Source organism: Streptomyces sp. NPDC052396 (assembly GCF_044593195.1).
Classification (GTDB): domain Bacteria; phylum Actinomycetota; class Actinomycetes; order Streptomycetales; family Streptomycetaceae; genus Streptomyces.
On record NZ_JBIUAW010000001.1, the window covers coordinates 202,668 to 220,351 of the forward strand.

At 70.4% G+C, this 17,684-nt stretch carries 18 protein-coding genes; 4 read left to right on the forward strand and 14 right to left on the reverse strand.

Features of this window, described 5'->3' with window-relative positions:
- Positions 1–59: 59 nt before the first annotated feature.
- Entirely contained in the window at positions 60–1,424 is a 1,365-nt protein-coding gene (locus tag ACIHFE_RS00975) for an RICIN domain-containing protein (protein WP_400103215.1), read from the reverse strand.
- Positions 1,425–1,588: 164 nt separating this feature from the next.
- Between ACIHFE_RS00975 and ACIHFE_RS00980 the strand changes: the two genes are divergently transcribed.
- Entirely contained in the window at positions 1,589–1,993 is a 405-nt protein-coding gene (locus ACIHFE_RS00980; RefSeq protein WP_400103217.1) for a VOC family protein, read from the forward strand.
- A 12-nt stretch (positions 1,994–2,005) separates the two neighbouring features.
- Here ACIHFE_RS00980 and ACIHFE_RS00985 read toward each other — a convergent pair whose 3' ends face one another.
- The 8 genes from ACIHFE_RS00985 to ACIHFE_RS01020 all read right to left on the reverse strand — a co-directional run bounded on the left by ACIHFE_RS00985 (position 2,006) and on the right by ACIHFE_RS01020 (position 7,619).
- Positions 2,006–2,194 carry a hypothetical protein gene (locus ACIHFE_RS00985; protein ID WP_400103219.1) on the reverse strand — a complete coding sequence of 63 codons (189 nt, stop codon included), beginning with the start codon at positions 2,192–2,194 and terminating at the stop codon, positions 2,006–2,008.
- Positions 2,191–3,399 (reverse strand): ATP-grasp peptide maturase system methyltransferase, encoded by a 1,209-nt coding sequence (gene tgmC / locus ACIHFE_RS00990; protein WP_400103221.1) that lies wholly within the window; start codon positions 3,397–3,399, stop codon positions 2,191–2,193. The genes ACIHFE_RS00985 and tgmC overlap by 4 nt, the downstream gene beginning before the upstream one ends.
- Positions 3,396–4,376 carry an ATP-grasp ribosomal peptide maturase gene (gene tgmB / locus ACIHFE_RS00995; RefSeq protein ID WP_400103223.1) on the reverse strand — a complete coding sequence of 327 codons (981 nt, stop codon included), beginning with the start codon at positions 4,374–4,376 and terminating at the stop codon, positions 3,396–3,398. The genes tgmC and tgmB overlap by 4 nt, the downstream gene beginning before the upstream one ends.
- 3 nt (positions 4,377–4,379) lie before the next feature.
- On the reverse strand, positions 4,380–4,613 hold the full coding sequence (locus ACIHFE_RS01000) for a putative ATP-grasp-modified RiPP (protein ID WP_400104380.1): 234 nt from the start codon (positions 4,611–4,613) through the stop codon (positions 4,380–4,382).
- Positions 4,614–4,675: 62 nt separating this feature from the next.
- On the reverse strand, positions 4,676–4,975 hold the full coding sequence (locus ACIHFE_RS01005) for a hypothetical protein (RefSeq protein ID WP_400103225.1): 300 nt from the start codon (positions 4,973–4,975) through the stop codon (positions 4,676–4,678).
- Positions 4,976–5,037: 62 nt separating this feature from the next.
- Entirely contained in the window at positions 5,038–5,883 is an 846-nt protein-coding gene (locus tag ACIHFE_RS01010; protein WP_400103227.1) for a helix-turn-helix domain-containing protein, read from the reverse strand.
- Between the two features lie 23 nt (positions 5,884–5,906).
- Positions 5,907–6,431: a DUF6879 family protein gene (locus ACIHFE_RS01015; RefSeq protein WP_400103229.1), complete on the reverse strand. Its 525-nt coding sequence runs from the start codon at positions 6,429–6,431 to the stop codon at positions 5,907–5,909.
- Positions 6,432–6,764: 333 nt separating this feature from the next.
- Positions 6,765–7,619, reverse strand: coding sequence for a hypothetical protein (locus ACIHFE_RS01020; protein WP_400103231.1), 855 nt, complete (start codon positions 7,617–7,619; stop codon positions 6,765–6,767).
- 359 nt (positions 7,620–7,978) lie between these two features.
- On the opposite strand from ACIHFE_RS01020, the gene ACIHFE_RS01025 reads away from it, so the two are divergent.
- Positions 7,979–8,149 (forward strand): hypothetical protein, encoded by a 171-nt coding sequence (locus ACIHFE_RS01025; protein ID WP_400103233.1) that lies wholly within the window; start codon positions 7,979–7,981, stop codon positions 8,147–8,149.
- On the opposite strand, the gene ACIHFE_RS01030 is transcribed toward ACIHFE_RS01025, so the two are convergent.
- The 5 genes from ACIHFE_RS01030 to ACIHFE_RS01050 all read right to left on the reverse strand — a co-directional run bounded on the left by ACIHFE_RS01030 (position 8,146) and on the right by ACIHFE_RS01050 (position 15,075).
- Entirely contained in the window at positions 8,146–9,204 is a 1,059-nt protein-coding gene (locus ACIHFE_RS01030; RefSeq protein ID WP_400103235.1) for an MBL fold metallo-hydrolase, read from the reverse strand. The two genes, ACIHFE_RS01025 and ACIHFE_RS01030, sit on opposite strands and share 4 nt — an antisense overlap.
- Positions 9,205–9,291: 87 nt before the next feature.
- Positions 9,292–9,960: an NAD(P)-dependent oxidoreductase gene (locus tag ACIHFE_RS01035; RefSeq protein WP_400103237.1), complete on the reverse strand. Its 669-nt coding sequence runs from the start codon at positions 9,958–9,960 to the stop codon at positions 9,292–9,294.
- Positions 9,961–9,981: 21 nt separating this feature from the next.
- Entirely contained in the window at positions 9,982–10,878 is an 897-nt protein-coding gene (locus ACIHFE_RS01040; RefSeq protein ID WP_400103239.1) for an NAD(P)H-binding protein, read from the reverse strand.
- 9 nt (positions 10,879–10,887) lie between these two features.
- The gene (gene sigJ, locus ACIHFE_RS01045; protein WP_400103241.1) at positions 10,888–11,829 is read right to left on the reverse strand and encodes an RNA polymerase sigma factor SigJ; all 942 of its coding nucleotides are present in this window, start codon (positions 11,827–11,829) and stop codon (positions 10,888–10,890) included.
- Between the two features lie 180 nt (positions 11,830–12,009).
- Complete coding sequence (locus tag ACIHFE_RS01050; RefSeq protein ID WP_400104381.1) at positions 12,010–15,075, reverse strand: beta-N-acetylglucosaminidase domain-containing protein; 3,066 nt, start codon at positions 15,073–15,075, stop codon at positions 12,010–12,012.
- 193 nt (positions 15,076–15,268) lie between these two features.
- On the opposite strand from ACIHFE_RS01050, the gene malQ reads away from it, so the two are divergent.
- A complete protein-coding gene (gene malQ, locus ACIHFE_RS01055; protein WP_400103243.1) occupies positions 15,269–17,404 on the forward strand; it encodes a 4-alpha-glucanotransferase in 2,136 nt (711 codons plus the stop codon).
- A gap of 11 nt (positions 17,405–17,415) precedes the next feature.
- Positions 17,416–17,670: a hypothetical protein gene (locus ACIHFE_RS01060; protein ID WP_400104382.1), complete on the forward strand. Its 255-nt coding sequence runs from the start codon at positions 17,416–17,418 to the stop codon at positions 17,668–17,670.
- Positions 17,671–17,684: the final 14 nt, after the last annotated feature.

Genomic DNA, 17,684 nt, shown 5'->3' on the forward strand with positions numbered 1-17,684 from the left:
CGCCCGAGCCCGGCCGTCGGGCGGGACGGCCGGGAGGCGAGGACCGAGGTCCGTTGAACTCAACTCGTAGTGATCTTCCAATGCTGGTTGTCGGCACCCGTGCACTTCCACACCCCGAGCGCCGAGCCCAGCTGCTCGCCGGTCAGGCAGCCGCCGTCCTGTGCCACGACCTCATAGCCGCCCGAACCGGCGGGCCGCAGCGTCCACTTCTGGTTGTCGCCGCCGCCATAGCCCCAGATCTGGGCGAAGTAGCTGGTGCCGTCCACGGTGCGGCCACGGTCGTTGTTGGCGTCCAGCGCCTTGCCGGTGTCGATCACCGGCCGGATGAGGTAGCGGCCGTCGTCCAGCCGCTGGAGGTTCCAGCGCTCGGCGGCGTCATCGGTCCTGCGCAGCTCCGACTTCACCTTGGTTCCGTCGGCGGTCCACGCCATGTCCACATCCATCGCCCACCCATTGCGCACATTGGTGAACAGGGCGTTGGACGACGGAAGGGAGCTGCTGCCCCGGTCCCGGATCAGGAACTCAATGTCGGCGACATTGAGATGACCGCTCGCCAGATAACCACCCGGCCGGGGATTCGGGTTGAAGTACGAGTCATGGGTGCAGTCGATCCAGCCGCCGCCCGGGTGGCAGTCCGGGTCCAGGTCGATCAGCCGGCCTGGCGGCTTGGGTATCCCGCCGTCGTCGTAGCACATCAGGTCGCCGTTGAGGTAGCAGTGACCGTTGCTGGTCGCGTACGGAGCCGAGCTCTGCACCGCGCCGAAGGTGTGCAGCAGCTCATGGACGTCGGCGTCCTTGCTGTCGAAGAAGCACTGGTTGAGGCCGACCATCGCCCACCGGCCGTTCCAGGAAAGCCCGCACAGTGTCTGGGCGTTGGGGATCTCGGCGTAGGTGAGGTACTTGCGGTTGTCGTCCCGGTAGCCGCGCTGCTCCAGCGCGTCCCCGACCTGCATCGGACCCTGGTCGATCACGCTCTGCGGCACCACCTCCTCCTTGAGGACGGGCGCGCAGTTCGACGGATCCTGGAGGAACCGCACCTCCCGGTGCCCGCCCAGCGCCTCCGAGCTCTGCACAAACCTGCCGTTCACATGCGCGGCATGGGCCTGCAAGTTGCCCTGCAACTGCCCGAAGCGGCTGGCCGTGCGGTCGCCCCGGACGTAGAGGATCTGCACCCGCTTGCCGCTGGTGCCGTCGCCGTCGCAGGACGGCGGTACGGACACGTCGTCCGGTAACGCCCGCTTGGCCGACAGCCCATGGCGCGGGGCGTTCCCCTTGTTGCCCTTGGCGAACTGGGTCTCGTTCTTGGGCGCGGGCACGTCATGCCCTGCCGAGGCGACAGCCGCTCCCGGCTGGGCCGCCGCCACCAGCCACATTCCCAGCGCGGCGCCGGTCAGGGCACGGCGCAGGGCGGTCGGTCTCTGCATGGGTCCTCCACTGTCCGTCGGGCCGGGGATCCCGGTTCGCCGGACAGTGCAGACCCGTTCGTTCAACAGGGGATAAATGCGGGGCGGTTCGCGGGCGGGGTTTCCGTACCGGTGGGCCGGTGGCGGTACGTGCCGTTGTCAGTGGGGGCTGGGATGGTGGACGCATGGACTGGAAACTGGAAGTCGTGGTGCTGCCCGTCTCCGATGTGGACCGGGCCAAGCGGTTCTACAGCGAGCAGTGCGGGTTCCGCGTGGACGTGGACCGCGAAGTGAGCGAGGCCATGCGCGTGGTCCAGCTGACCCCTCCGGGGTCGGGCTGCTCGGTCACCATCGGCAAGGGGCTGACGCAGGTGCCGCCCGGCACGTACCAGGGCCTGCAGCTGTGTGTGACCGACATCGAGGCGGCACGCGGGCAACTGGCCGACCGGGGGGTCGACGTGAGCAAGGTGTTCCACTTCGACGAGACGGGGCGGGTGGACGGGCCCGGGGGCGCCTGGAACTCGTTTCTGACCTTCAGCGATCCGGATGGGAATGGGTGGACGGTGCAGGAGGTTCCGGCTGATCGGTAGGGCCGCGGGGACTCAGGCGAGGTCGATGGCGGCCTGGGCCTTGATGGTGTCCACGGTGTCACCGGTGAGCCACCGGAGCGGTACGACGGTCCACCGGTCGCCCTTGCGCATGATCATGGCGTTGCCGTCCTTGGTGCGGCCGATGTGGACGAAGCCGTGGTCGCGCCGGAGGGACTTCGCCAGGTCCTCGCCGTGGATCATGCGCCACTTCGCCTCGGCAGGGACAACACGGGTAGCTGCGGGTGCCGCAGGTGCTGCCCGCCGTTGTCCACGCGCAGCGTGAACGTCTCCGGCCTCGGCCGGCCGGCCGCGTCGTAGGCGTCCAGGACGTGCTCGATCCGCTCCCATAGCCGCACTGGACCGCCCTCACGCACTGCCCAGCCGTCCCCGTCGGTGGTGAGGGTGGCGGCGGAGCCGGTGACGACGTCGACCAGGTGCACCACTTCGCCGACGGTGGTCATCTGGGCGTCGGGAACGGCACTTTGGGCGAGGAATCGCACATGAAACGCCTCCTCCGTCGCGGCGGTGATCCGCTCCGGACTGTGCCGCGCCGCACGGGGCTTCCCGGAAAGGTCCGTGGCCCAGTGGAAGGGGTTGCCGAATGCCGGTGCCGCGTGCGTCCGGGCCGACATGAACGACACGGTGCCAGGCAGCAACGAGCCCTCGGCGGTGCCGTCTTCGGCAACTGTCAGCAGCACCCGCGCGTACCCGTAGAGCCAGCCCGACAAGGTGAGCAGGATCTTGCCGCCCGGCAGGGTCTGCGCGAGCAGCGCGGGCGGGACGGCCCGGAAGGAGCAGGCGGCGACGATTCGGTCGAACCGGGCCTCGGGCCAGTACCCGTACAGCCCGTCGGCCACCGCCAGGGTCGGTGTGTAGCCGCACTGGTGCAGGGCGGCGGCGGCCGTCTCCAGCCGGTGTGGGTCGACCTCGATCGATGTGACGGCGGCGGAGCCAAGACGCTCGCAGGCGAGCGCGGTCGAGTACCCGGTCCCGGTGCCGATCTCCAGCACCCGGTGCCCCTCGGCCATCTCGGCATCCGCCCACATCCGCACCACCAGCGACGGGAGTGTGGAGGACGAGGTCGGGGCACCGCCGTGCCGTACGGTGGGCTGCTTCCAGTCGGGTTCGTCGCCATCCAACTGGGTGATGAGGGTGGTGTCGGAGTAGGCGGCGGCCAGCCAGCGGTCGTGGTCGAGCTCGGCGGAGACCGGCTCCCACACGGTCAGCCCGCGCCCATCGCGCTCGTCTGAGGGCAAGTAGAAGCCCGGAACGAACCGATGCCGTGGCACCGTCTCCAGCGCCTGGCACCAGGCCGGTTGGGCAAGAGCGCTGTCCTCGGTGATGGCCTTCGCCATCGCCAGGCGCAGCCGTACCGCGTCCGTCTCGGGGTCGGTGGGCAGCGTCATGGACTGCTGCCTCCTTTCACATTCAGGATGTCGGCGAATGCCTCGGTGATGGCGGGCGCGTCAGGGAGCCAGCCCCACTGGCCATTGGGATTGCATTCGATCGCCGTCCAGTGCTCGGGGTCGTCCCCTTGACCGGTCAGGGCGAAGTCGAAGCAGCCGAAGACCAGGCCGAACGAGGCGAGGTAGGTGTGCAGTGCTGTTTCGATGCGGGGCGGGACGGTGATCGGGGTGTGGACCAGTTTGTCCCAGTCGCCCCGACGCCAGTCCAGCGCGCCGTCCGGGGCTGCGACCTGCTGGGCGAACACGCGGCGGCCGATCACGGTCACTCGCACGTCGCCGGTCTTGGGAATCTCGGCCTGGAACAGGTGCGCGGTCACCGTGAGGGAGTCGTCGAAGGTGTCGGCGTGGACGCGCTGGGCCCAGATGGCCCCGGTGTGCCCGTCTTCGCTGCGGGGCAGGCCACGGAATGTTTTGCAGATCAGGGGTTTGTGGGCGGCGGCGAACTGCCGTGCCCGCGCGGCATCGTTGGTGACCAGGGTCGGCGGGATCGTCAGGCCGAGTTCGGCGAACCGCTGGAGCTGAGCGGGTTTGAAGTCGGCGCGGGCCACGGCAGAAGGGTGGTTGACGTACAGAGCGCCGTGCAGGTGGTTCAGGACGCCGCCGAGCCCCTGCCTGGCTTCGGCGGCGGCGAACTCACGCTGCTGCCGGGGCCAGTTCTCGAAGCGGACGGCGTAGGGCGTGGGGCGGCGGTAGTAGACCGCCGCCACATCCGCCAGCTCCACCGTCCGGCTCGCCGTACGCAACTGCCCTGCCCAGGAGGGGGATTCCGCACCGATGTGGAAGCCGAAGGCCAGACCGGGGCCGATGTCGGCGGGATCGAGGCGTACGACGGGCACCTCGCGCTCGTTCAGCGCGGTGATGACCCAGTCCGCGGTGATGTCTTCCAACGCGGTGACGACCAGGACGGTGGACGCCATCAATCAGTCCGACTCGTAGTCGGTGGTGTGGTCGTCCTGGGTCTGGGGCTGTGGCCCCTGCCCATCGCCGCCCCCGGATACCGATGCGGTGCCGGTCGTCTTTGAGGTGCCGTGTTTACCCATCTCGACCGGTTGGCCGACGGCGTCGGTGTAGTGGGCGGTCTGGGTGGACGGGTCCAGGGTCACCCTCGCGTAGGGCGGCGGGCCGACCGGAAGCCGGTCGGTGACCAGGCGCATTGCCCAAGGAACGGTGAGTGCGATTGTCGCCATGCGTGGCCCCTTTCGGGTACGGAACCGGCTCAGCAGTCGTGGCCGAGGGCGCGCCAGTCGCGCTTGTGCTGCTCGGAGCGGGCGTAGATCAGGGTGTCGATCAACTTGCGGATGGTGGGGAGGGGGACGGTGCCGAGGAACACGGCGGGTTCGCCGGAGACCGAGGCGCGACCGGTGAGTTGGGGCCAGGAGCCCGGGTCGCCGACCGTGATGCCCATCTCCGTCAGAACGCGTTCGAGCATGAATGCGACGTCGTCGGATTTGCGCTTGCCGGCGATGAGGGTGGCGGCCGCGGCTGCCTGTGCGGCGGTGTCGGTTTCCGTGGTCATGGGCGGCACGGTAGGGAAGGCGAGCCCCAAGAAACCATCGCCTTGCAGGCGATTGCAGAGGATCATCCCAGGGACTCGATCGCCCGGGTAACGCATGCACGTGCCTGCACACCGTAGACCGCAGCCTTCTGGAGTTGCGTAAATGCTCTGCTGTAAAGGGATATTTCGCTCGGAGACGTGATGTTCACGAAGGCTGACAGCGTCTCCACTGAGACCAGGGCGTCGTCGAACATGTAGAACGCTTCCAGTGGCCATACCGGGCGCACCGACGTGAAGGGGATGATCCCCAGCGATACCGACGGCAAGGGCATTATGGTCAACAGATAGCCGAGTTGCCCGGCCATCGTCGCCGAATCGCCGATGCGGGCCCGTAGGACCCACTCTTCGATCAGTACTGAAAAGCGGTGGTTTCCCTCGATGAGTAAGCGTGAGCGCGCCAAGCGTGCGGCGACGGCTTCATCCACATCGTCGGGAGTGCCTTGGAGCTCGGTGATGGAGGACATCAGTGCCCGTGCGTACGCCTCGGTCTGGAAAAATCCGGCAACGACATTGGACGCGTAGACGCGGCACAGGCGGGTCCGCTCGTAGAGCGGAAGAACGTCTTCCTGTGACTTGCGCATGCCCGTGCGGTGCACACGTTTCCACTCCATGTACATCGTCTCGGCGGAGCGGGATGCGGCAATGAGGTCGTCGATCTGCTCTTCGGCGCCGCAAGCCGTGCACCACAAGCGGATGTCCGCGTCAGACGGCCAAGTCTTCCCGTTTGCGATGCGGGAAGACTTGGCGGGGTGCCATCCGCAAAGCGTAGCCAGTTCCTGCCCATTGAGCCCGGCGTCTCTCCTGAGCTCGGCCAGCCGTTGAGCTACGGCCTGCCGTGCTGCCTGAGCGCTGGAGGATGGCGAGGGCATGGACTGGTTGACTCCGTTTGGTTCTAGAGCGCGAAGCTGGAGTGATCCGTCGCCCTGGCCCATGCCGAATCGAAGGCCGAGGCACAAAACTTGATGACGGAAGGATCCTCCGAGAAGTCCGTGTGCGCCCAGTGGCCGTTCCCTGCAAAGATGTTGAACTGTACGAGGCGATCATCGAAGAGCCAGAAGTCATTGCCGGGCAGGTGCAGGTCGGATGCCTGGCGGCGTGGCAGCCAGCGGACTTGTTCCCCGGCGGCGATATTCACCGCCGTCGTCGCATGTTCAAACCGAATGTACTCACTTGGCGGGGCGGAGAAGATGCGCACCCTGCGCATGACCACTCCACGGGCCACGGCCTCCCGTACCAACGTGGCCCATGGCTGCCAGTACTCGGAGTTGGGGTCGGCGTCGAAGGTGCCGGATTGCTTCCATGTCGCGAAGTCTGCTGACTCCCCGTCGACGCCGTAGAAGTCCCGCATTTCTAGGTGAAGTGCGGAAGAACGGGTAATGGCCAGAAGCTCAGCGAAGCTCTCCACGCTCTGCGACATCGCACGCCTCCCTTAGGGCCCGAGCCATACGGGCTGGAATCCGGATTACTGCCTCGTGCGCCGGGATGGGGCCTACGCGCAAGACTTCGGCTTGCGTCTGGTCGTCGACATTCCAGCCTTGAAGGATGAAGTCAGAGGTCTCCTCGTCGACGAACACGGAGGGGGACCCGTTGACTCCTGACTTGTCGTCCTTCGCAATGAACCGTAGAGCCATGGAAGCCTCCTGTGTCGAAGGATTGCGCTGACTTGCAGACGATCGCGCTGCTGGCGAAGACGCGTCAAGGGCGCACGTAGGTACTGTAGGAGCGGGTATCTGACGGGGGCGCCCCGCGTTCAACTTCCCATCCCCCGCCACCGACAATCCCGCACCACCGCCCGCAACCCCTCCACCCGCTCCCGCACCTCCGCCGCCAGGGCCGGATCGGGTTCGGTGGGGCGGTCGCCGTGGCAGGGGCGGCAGAGGCCGCCGGGGAGGGCTTCTGGGAGGCCGGGGGTGCCGCAGAGGGTGCATTCCATGAGGTGGAGGGGGATGGAAAGCGGTGGCAGGTCGGCTGGCAACTCGGGCGGCATTTTGTCGAGCAGGCGTTTGCGGGTGAAGGCGCCGGGTGAGTGGACCAGAGCGGGCAGTCCGGCGGTGAGGATGCGGAGGAAGTCGGGTTCGGTGGTGCCTCGTTGGAGCCACTCGGCGGCCAGCGGCTCCAGGGCCGCGCACTCGGTGGCCGAGAGGGAGAGGCGAGGGTCGGCGCGGCCCAGGCGGGCCAGGGCCGTGTAGGCGGGGGTGCGGGCGGGGCGCGGCCGCGGGGGCGGTGGGCACTCGTTCGGGGTGTGGCCCGAGAGGTACGTTGACCACCAGGCGTCATCGCGGGGGGTACGGCTGAAGTGTGTGCGCCAGACCCATTGGGTGCGGCCCTCGGCTAGCGGCTGGCGTACCCGGCGCAGGTGCCCGGCGGCCGAGAGGTTGGCCAGGGCGGTTCGGATGGCCTGCTGGCCGTAGGCGGGCAGCTCTCTGGCCAGGGTTTTCACATCCATGGCGGCGCCGTCGGGCAAGCGGTCGATATGCGCGGCGATGGATGCCTCGCGGGCCGGGAGGTGGGCGAAGTCGCGGGCGCTGCGGGGGGCTTGGGCGGGCGCGGAGCGCTTGCCGTAGCCGGGGGCGGCCATGGGGGGAGTAGTGTTGGTGACAGCCATGGGATCGGCCTCTTCGATCTTGATGGTGAGGCCCTCGTCGAGTGATAGCGCACCGGCGGGGGCCGTTTGTTTGCAGACGATACGCATGGCGGAGGGCAGCGGGAGCCCCGCCGAGGAAATGTCATCCGCACGAGTGGCGTGACGGAGAAGGGCAGTTGGGAGGGTGGGTGGGTTGAGCCCACCGGCCATTCCTTATAAAAGGAGCTCGAATCTCGTCGTCCGAGTCCCGACGCTCGGCGTCCCCCGATCCGGTGGAGTCATCCCCGATGCCGATGACCGGAGGCCAACTTCGGCGCATCATCGCGGACATGGGCCAGACGACCGGACAGAAGCGATCCCCCAGAACCCTGTGCGAGGGCGTGCGCTGTACGCGCTGTATGGACCGGACCATGGTGCGTGAGATCCAGCTGGCTCACGACGGGACGATCCTGCGCTATGACGACTGGATCTGTAACTGCGGCTATCGCAGGCCGAGTAGGGAGGAGCGCAGGCAGGGCGAGGAGCGGCTGCCTGCGCAGCGTGGCGGCTAGAGGGACAGGGTGCGCAGGTGGCGGGGTTCCAGGACGGTGGCGCCCAGGGGTTCGACGATGCGGCGGAGGCCGGTCACGGCCGCCTGGTTGACGGTCTTGCCGATGCCGGGTGAGGTGAGCTCGGTGAGCATGGTGTCGTGGTGGCTGGGCACCACGACCGGCGGATTGCCCAGGGCCGCCATCACTCGCTCCACATAGCGGTGGACTCCGGTGTGGCCGCTGACGCCGAGCACCAGGACGTCCGGGCGGGCCCCGGCCACCTCGCGTTCGGCGAAGTTGGCGGTGCCGCTGAGGAACATCACCCGGGGGCCGTCGCCGCCCACAGTGACCTGGTAGCCGAACGAGCCGCCTTCGAGCAGGTGTTGCAGGGTGGTGGGGCGCGCGGGCGGTGCCACCAGGTGGCCGGGGGCGAAGAAGCCATAGCCGGACAGCTGGCTGTGCAGGCTGCGGAAGACCTCCACGGTGTAGGCGGGCGCCTGGTCGGACCCGCCCTCGGGGAAGCGCAGGTGTTCGCCGCCGGAGACGGTGATGCAGTGCTTCAGCCGGACCGGGTCGGTGTCCATGGCGGTCAGCAGATGGCGGTGGGTCTCCGAGCAGAGGGTGCGTATGGTGGCGTCCTTCCACCCTTCGCGGCCCAGGAGTTGGGGCACATCGAGGAGGTGGTCGAAGTGGCCATGGGTGATCAGGACCAGGCCGGGGGCCTTGGTGAGATGGTCGCGGGCCACCGTCTCGACGATGCGGGCGGCGGGCCTGAGCGGCATCTCGGGGTCGATCTCCCCGCTGTTCGGCTTGGTGTACGGCTGCCGGGAGAGGTACGGGTCCACCAGGATGCTGTGGTCGTCGAAGGTCAGCTCCCAGCCGGCCACGCCCAGCCAGCGGAGCTTCAGTCCGTCCGGGGAGCGGCGCTCGTTCGCCGGGGCCGCCTCCGCCCGGGTCGCGGCCAGGCCGGTGGTCAGGGCCGCGCCGGCCATCGCACCACGCAGCAGGCCGCGCCGCCCCATGGCGGGGGTGGGGGAGGTCCGCCGGTTTTCGCCCGTTACACAGGTTCCGCACATCGCACTGCCTCCGGATGATCGGTGTGATCGGTTGATCAATTCGTCGATCATGGACGCAGGGTGTACGGGGGTCAGTTGCGGGGTGCGTCAGCGGGCGATGCCGATGATCTGTTTGATCGTCTCGGGCTGCTCGAGCACACGAAGCATGTGATGGGCTACGTCGGCCCGTGGAATGGACCAGCCGCCCCGGAGATTTTGCCCGTATGCCACCCGATAAGTAGCGGTCAGTTGCTTATCAGTCAGTTTGGGTGGCCGAGAGATTGTCCAGTCCAGGCCGCTTTCATGGAGGATGTCCTCCATCAGCGCGAGGTCGGCGTAGTGCTTGCGGAGCGCGGCTTTCGTCAGTGGAGCGCCCAGGTGTCGCATGAAGAACCCGTCGCCTGGGTCGTGCTTCGGCGGCGTCGGACGCCCAGGCGAGGGCACGGTGCCGATCGGCGCGGCGCTGACAACGACTATGCGCCGTACGTCGGTTGCCTGCATCGCGGCCACGATGGCCCGCGTGCCCCGCGCGGCGACTCCGGCCTCGGAATTCGACCGTGGACCAAGGCCGGAGAGGATCGCGTCGGCTCCGTCGACGGCGGACTCGAGTGCTGCCGGGTCCGCGGCCGCCAGGTCGGCCGCGACGATGCGCACCGCTTCTCCGGACAGCTTCTGTGGGTTTCGTACGACTGCTGTGACGTCGTGTCCCGCGGCGATTGCCTGCTCAAGAAGATGCCGGCCGATACCGCCGGTCGCCGCGAAGATGGTGAGCTTCATCTGCTGCTTCCGCCTTTCTCGCTAGTTCCGGAAGGCGACGGCGTGGTCGGCGACCCACTCGGCGTAGGTGCGCGCGGGGCGGCCAAGGATCTTTCCCACCTCGTCGGTGAGGCGCGCCGTTTGCCCGGCCTCCCTGGCATATCTGGCCAACAAGGCTTCGACGAATGGCTCGGGGAAACCGTGCTGGAGCATGCTCTGCGCAGCCGCCTCGGGAGGGATCTCCAGGTAGCGCAGTGGCCTGCCGATCACGTCGCCGATGGTGGCGACCATTTCCTCGTGGGTGAGGGGCTGAGGGCCGGTCAACTCCATTTTCCGGCCGATCAGTTCATCGGTGAGCAGTGCGCGGGCGGCCACCCCGGCCAGATCCCGTTCGTGGACCGGCGCTTCGCTGAAGGTCGCGTACGGGCCGCGGACGACATCACCAGCACGGATTTGGGAACCCCAGGAGTGAAGGGTGTTGATGGCGAAAGGGCCTGACCGCAGGCTCACCCACTCAAGGCCGCTGCCGACGGCGGCCTCCTCGACTTCCTTGTTGCGGTCTCCGCGATAGCGGGACGGCTGAACGGCGAGGTCGTCATCGACGTTGACGGCCGACAGCACCACCACCCGCTTCACCCCCCGTTCCCGGGCGAGTGCCAGCAGTTCGGCGGCGCCGTCCCCGGCCGCGCGCGGGTGCAGGAACAGGCTGGTGACGCCTTCCAGAGAAGAGGCCACGGTGCCGGGCAGTGACGGGTCGCCCTCGGTGACTTCGACGTCGGCGGGCAGACCGGCGGCCTGTGGGTCGCGGGTCAAGGCCCGGACATTGGCGCCCTCCGCGTGGAGGATGTCGACGAGGGGGCGTCCGATGGTGCCGGTCGCTCCGGTTACCAGGATCATTTTGGGGCCTTCCGATCCGTCTTTTATGTCTTCCACGTTCACCTGCGATGTTCAGTTGATTCGGGAGAGCTTGTCGGGATTGGTGATGGAGTAGATCCCGCACACCTGGCCGCCTTGTGGGGTGAGGTCGACGGCGAGTACGGCGAATGGTGAGTCGCCCGTGAACAACAGCACGGAGGGGTCTCCGTTGACACGCCGGTAGCGGATGTCCAGGTCCTTGAGCGGGCGGGCGGCGCGGGTGACGAGCAGTCGGGCGACCTTGTCGCGGCCGTGGACGGGTCGTGGGCCCGCTGCCGGCGCCTTGCCGCCGCCATCGGCCCACAAAGTCACATCCGGCGCCAGAAGTTGCAGGAGGGCGTCGAGGTCGCCGCCGAGTGTGGCGGCCACGAACCGCTCGGTCACCTGCTGGCGCAGCCCGGGTTCTGCCTGATAGCGGGGGCGTCGGGCATGGACGTGCTCACGGGCGCGGTGGGCGAGCTGGCGTATCGCCGCGGGAGTGCGGCCGAGGATGTCCGCGGTCTCTGCGTGGGCATAGCCGAACACCTCGTGCAGGACGAACACGGCACGTTCCAGCGGAGTGAGGGTTTCCAGGACGACCAGTAGCGCCATTGACACCGACTCGGTGCACTCGGCCGAATCGGCGGCACTGCCGGGCGCGGGGATGTCGTAGCGGGATGCGACGAGCGGTTCGGGCAGCCATGGGCCGACGTACATCTCGCGACGGCGGCTGATGGCCACCTGGCGGGCAAGGGCTTTGTTCACCGCGATTCGCACGAGGTACGCGCGTGGGCTGTCAATTCGCTCCGCGCCCGGCACCTCGTTTCTGGACGCCCACGCCAGCCAGGTCTCCTGAAGTACGTCCTCGGTGTCGGCGATGCTGCTGAGCATGTTGTAGACGATGGAGAACAGCAGCTCCCGGTGGTCGACGAACACCTGAGTCGCCCTGTCCGCCACCATTTCCGGGGCGCCGCCGGCCGGCGAAGTATCGGACATCATGGGCCTCCTGTCGTAGTTGCATCCTGAGAGCACCGCAGGGGCCCGGAGTGTGACACCCACGCGAAGAATGTGAGCCGCGCCACGAGGCGCTCCACTACGGCAATCAGAACCGGGGCCGGTCAACGACAAAGGTCCGGACCGTCGAACGGTCCGGACCTTGATAACTGAAGACAGTCCCTAACGGCCGCCCTCCCGGGTCGCATATGCCTCGACCTCCCAGAGGGAGTAGCCGAAGGGAGTGGCCCGCTTCTCGCCCTGCACCCGGATGTAGCGGGTGCCCGGCGCGTCCATCCGGACCGTCTCCACGCCCCCCTTGCCGTCGGTGACCGAGGCGGCGTCGCGCCAGGTGCGGCCGTCGGCGGAGACCTGGACCCGGTAGCGGGCGGCATAGGCGTCCTGCCAGTGCAGGACCAGGCTGCCCAGCCGTACCGGGCGCGGGAGTTGGAGCTGCCACCAGGCGTGGTCGTCGGGCGGGGAGGACCAGCGGGATCCGGGGTCGCCGTCCACGGCCGCCGAGGCGGGGAAGTCGGCGGCCTCGCTGCCGGAGGCGTCCGCCTTGGCGCCGCGCGCCAGGTCGGGGCCGCCGGAGGCGGGGTAGGCGCGCACCGTCAGGGTGCGCTCCTGGCCGGCCAGCTGGATGGGCACGGTGAAGGTACGGGCGGTGCCGCCGGCCGGTACCTTCAGCTCGATCCGGACCGTGGAGACGCCGCCGCGTACCACCGTGACCTGGGAGGGGGCGCTGACGGAGACGTCCTTGGGGGCCCTCACCACCAGCGGTTCGCTGATGCTCTGGGGGCGCTGGTTGACCACGGTCAGTTCGGCCACCGCCGGGTCGCCGCCGGCCTCCGCGGTGGCCTCGGGCTGGGTGAGCCGGACATCGGCGGTGGGCCCGTCGGCGGCCCAGGGGGCGATCTCGTGCAGGTCGGGCGGGACGGTGTCGCCCTGCCACACCACGCGCAGCGCGTCGGCCCGTACGCCCCGGGCGGACAGCTGGGTCCAGCCGCTGTCCGCCACCGGGCCCAGTGGCTGCCAGCCCCGGTCGGTGTGCGCCTGGACCTGGCCGTGTACCTCGGAGGACGGGTCGGTGAGCACGGTGACGGAGGCCAGCGCCATGGGCTCGCGAAGGGGGACGTTCACGGTCGCGCCCGGCCGTGCGGAGACCGTCGAGGCGGGATCGCCGTCGGTGGCCGGGCCCGCGGTGCGGGTGGGACGGTCCACGCCCAGCCAGCCGTTGGCGCGGGCCAGCGCCTGGGTGAGGAAGGGGGCCAGCACCCCGTCGCCGACCACGGCCGGGTCCCGGTCGATGCCCTGGCGCAGCCGCAGCACCTCCAGTTCGGCCCGCCAGACCGCGGCGCCGTCGCCCCGGGCGGTGGCGGTGAGCATGTCCACCGCATGACCGCCGGCCTCGCCATAGCGGCCCAACTGGTCCAGCCAGGGCTGGATTTCGCCGCCGAGCGCCGGCCGGAGCAGCCGCGGGGCGCCGGCCATCACACGGAACGCGGCCCGCAGCTTGTCGGCGGCGGCGTCCAGGCGGCCCTGGTCGGTGCCGGACAGCGCGGACCAGAAGTCGTCCAGCAGTGGCCGCAGATAGGCCGATTCGGTGCCGCCCAGTACGGAGGAGGCGTCATTGCCGGCCAGGGCGCGCAGCGCGTCCTGGCTGCGGTCGTCCTCGCCGGCGAGCGCTTCCACGGCCGCCTGCCAGGACTCCTGAGGGCGGTAACCGCGGGGATTCCAGGCGTAGTCGGCGGTGGTGAACAGCGGGACGCGGGAGGCGGTGGGCTGGGCCGAGGCGTTGGCGAGCAGGGCGGAGGAGCCCACCGCCACCGCCGGGTCGCGGCCGGTGTACGGGCCCAGGAAGATCCGGTTCTGGGTGAAGTCATTGACCGGGTAGTTGTCCATGGTGACCAGCCCATGGCGGCCGAACGCGGCCTGGGCGTCGGCCAGTTCGCGGCCGGTGATGGTCCTGGGCACCACGCCCACCCCGGTCCAGGCCACCTCCACCCGGGAGTCCAGCCGCTCGGCCAGGGCGTGCCGGAAGGTGGTGCGGCCGTCCTGGAAGAACTCGGTGGGCAGCAGGGAGAGCGGCGCGGTTCCGTCGCCCTTGGCGGCCAGGTGCCCGGCCAGCGCGCCGGCCACCTTGGCCTGCGCCTTGGCGGCGGCCTCGGGGCCGCGGCCGAAGGTGTCGCGGTCCGCGCCACAGTGCCACTCGCTGTAGCTGACATTGGGGAACTGGAGCTGGAAGGCGCGTACGCCCAGCGCCCACATGGCGTCCACCTTGCGCTTGAGCGCCCGCAGGTCCGCCTGGGAGGAGAAGCACATGGCCTGGCCGGGGCTGACCGCCCAGCCGAGCGTCACATGGTTGCGGCGGGCCCGTTCGGCCAGTTCGCGGAAGGCGGCGCGCTGGCCGGCGGGGTAGGGGTCGCGCCAGCGGGCCTGGCGGTAGGGGTCGTCGCCGGGCGCGTAGAGATAGCGGTTGAGCTTGTTGGCGCCCATGAAGTCCAGCTGGGCCAGCCGCTGGGACTGTGACCAGGGCTGTCCATAGAAGCCCTCGGTCAGCCCGCGCACCGCGGTGCCCGGCCAGTCCCGGATCAGCGCGCCGGTGAAGGCGTGCCCGCTGTCCCGCTCCACCGCCAGCTGACGCAGCGTCTGGACGGCGTGGAACAGCCCGTCCTCGCCCTCGCCGGCCAGCGCCACCGTGGGCCGGCCGTCCCGTACCCCGGTGGCCAGCCGGTAGCCGCCCCGGGGCAGGTCGCCGACGGCCTGGGCGCCCAGCGCGCGCAGCGCGTCCTCGGCGCCCCGGCCCCCGGCGTAGACGATCAGGCCGCGCGGTGGTGGGGTGCCGCCGGGCTGGGCGTCCACCACGGTGCGGGCGCCCAGTTGACGCAGCAGCGCGCGCAGCGCGTCCAGGGCATAGGGGTCGGTGTCCGGGCCGGACATCAGGGTGACCTCGGTGCCGACCGGGGCGTACGCCCCCTGCGCGCGGCCCGACTGGGGGCGCGGCCAGATGGGCGGCAGGCCGCCGGTGCTCTCCTGTTCGCCGCCGTCGGGGGCGGTGGCCGCCGGATCCTCCGGGCGGGGCGCGGCCAGCGCCTCGGGAGTGCCCGTCAGCAGCCCGCCCAGCAGCGCCGCGGCCAGCACCGTCACCCCGGCGCGCCGGGGGCGGGGAGGGAAGCAGCCGAGGCCAAGGGAGCGGCGCGGCCGCGGCCCGTCCGTACGGCTGTCGTCCGAGAGGTCGTTGCCCATGGTGCGCACGGCCTTCTACTCGCCCTCCTGTGGTGAATGAGCGATGAGCCCATCACCAGCCGCCGGGTGTCGTCAACGCAGCTGACCGAAGTGCCGGTATTGCCCTGGGGAGTCGGGTGGGTGCGGGGATTGCCCGGGGTCCGCTGCCGGGTAGGGCAGGGGTGACCCCTGCCGCTGCCCTGGGAGGCTTCGCATGGACCGGGCCCGCCTGGCCGAACTGCACGGTGTCGCCACCTCTTACCAGCCCGCGCCAGGCCAGAGCGTCCCGGTGCCCGAGGACACCGTGGTCGCGGTGCTGGCCGCGCTCGGTGTGGACGCCTCCACGCCCCGGGCGGTGCGGGACGCGCTGGATGCCCATCAACAGGCCCATGGCGGGCGGCTGTTGCCGCCGATGGTGGTGCTGGAGGCGACGGACGGGACCGGGCCGGAGCTGCCGGCTCCGCCGGAGCTGCCGGAGGGCACCGCGCTGCGGGTGGAGACCGAGGACGGCCGGGTGCTGCCCGGCGACGGCCCGCTGCCGCTGGGCAGCCATCTGCTGCGGGCGCGCACCCCCGACGGCCGCTCCGGCAGCGCGCCGCTGATCGTCGCGCCCCGCCGGCTGCCCCAGCCGCCCGGGCGCGGGCATGGCTTTCTGGTGCAGCTCTACTCCCTGCTGTCCCAGCGCTCCTGGGGGATGGGCGACCTGGGCGACCTGGCCGAGCTGGCGGCCTGGGCCGGACGGGTGTTCGGCTCGGACTTCCTCCAGGTGAACCCGCTGCACGCGGCCCTGCCCACCGCCCCCACCGATCCCTCGCCCTACCGCCCGTCCTCGCGCCGCTTCCCCGACCCGGTCCATCTGCGGATCGAGGAGATCCCGGAGTACGGCTACCTGGGCGGCGCGGAGCGCGCGGCGGCCGGCGAACTGCTGGTCCGGGCCGCCGGGCTGCGCCAAGCGGTGCTGCACAAAGGGGAGTTGATCGACCGGGACGCGGTATGGGCGCTCAAACTACGGGCGTTGGAACTGGTGCACACGGTGCCGCTGAGCCCGGGCCGGCGGGCCGCCTACTGCGCGTTCCTCGCCGACCGGGGCCAGGCCCTGGACGACCACGCCACCTTCAACGCGCTCGCCGAGGTCTACGGCGGCGACTGGCGCCGCTGGCCCGGCGCCCTGAAGGACCCCCGCTCGGCGCGCACCGCCCGGGCCCGGGGCGAACTGCTGGACCGGGTGGACTTCCACTGCCGGCTCGCCTGGCTCACCGACGCCCAGCTGGCCGCCGCCCAGCGCGCCGCCCGGGACGCCGGGATGCGCACCGGCCTGGTCCATGACCTGGCGGTGGGGGTGCACCCGGGCGGCGCGGACGCCTGGGCCCAGCAGGACGCGCTGGCCGCCGGGATGTCCGTGGGCGCGCCGCCGGACGCCTTCAACTCCCGGGGCCAGGACTGGGGGCTGCCGCCCTGGCGGCCGGACGCGCTGCGGGCCACCGGCTACGCCCCCTACCGCGACCTGCTGCGGTCGCTGTTCCGGCACGCCGGGGCGCTGCGCATCGACCATGTGATGGGCCTGTTCCGGCTGTGGTGGGTGCCCGAGGGCCGCGAGCCGGGGCAGGGGACCTATGTCCGCTATGACGCCCAGGCGATGCTGGGCGTGCTGGCCCTGGAGGCGCACCGGGCGGGCGCGGCGGTGATCGGCGAGGACCTGGGGACGGTGGAGCCCGGGGTGCGGGAGACGCTGGCCGAGCGGGGGGTGCTGGGCACCTCGGTGCTGTGGTTCGAGCGCGACTACGCCGCGAACGGCTCCGGGCGCCATGCGGCACCGCTGGAGCCGCACCGCTGGCGGGAGGGCTGCCTGGCCACCGCCACCACCCATGACCTGCCCAGCACCGCCGCCCGGCTCACCGGCGACCATGTGGAGCTGCGCCACCGGCTGGGGCTGCTGAAGCGGCCGCTGGCCGTGGAGCAGCGGGAGGACGCCAAGGCGGTGGCCGAGTGGCTGGCCCTGTTCGGCCGGCTGGGGCTGCTGCCGGAGGGGCCGGGGGACGAGGAGGCGGCGGTGCGGGCGGTGCACCGGTTCCTGCTGAGCACGCCCGCGCGGATGGTGGGCGTCTGGCTGCCGGACGCGGTCGGCGACCGGCGGCCGCAGAACCTGCCCGGCACCTGGGACCAGTACCCCAACTGGCGGCTGCCGGTCGCGGACGCCGGGGGACGGCCGCTGTCCCTGGAGGAGCTGGCCGCCTCGCCCCGGCTGCACACCCTGATGGAGGAGGTGCGGCGGCCGGCCGGGGCGGCCGGTTCCGCTGGGGCCACCCCGGACGCGCGGGGTCCGGAAGGGTCGGTTAATTTAAGGCCGTGAGCAATAAGAAGATGAACGCCGTGCGGGCCGGAGCGGTCTCCGCCGGCACGCTGATGCTGCTGCTGATGTCGTCCCCCGCGTTCGCGCTCACCCGCGACGACGGTGACGACCCGGGTCCGGGCCTGAGCCTGATCAACACCCTGGGCCTCTACGTCGCCGCGCCGATTGTGCTGTTCCTGGCGATCGCCGGGCTGGTGATGGTGCTGTCCCGCAAGTCGGACAACGTCATGACCCATGACACCCACTACCCGCGCAGCTCGCGCTGACGTAGCCGAACGAC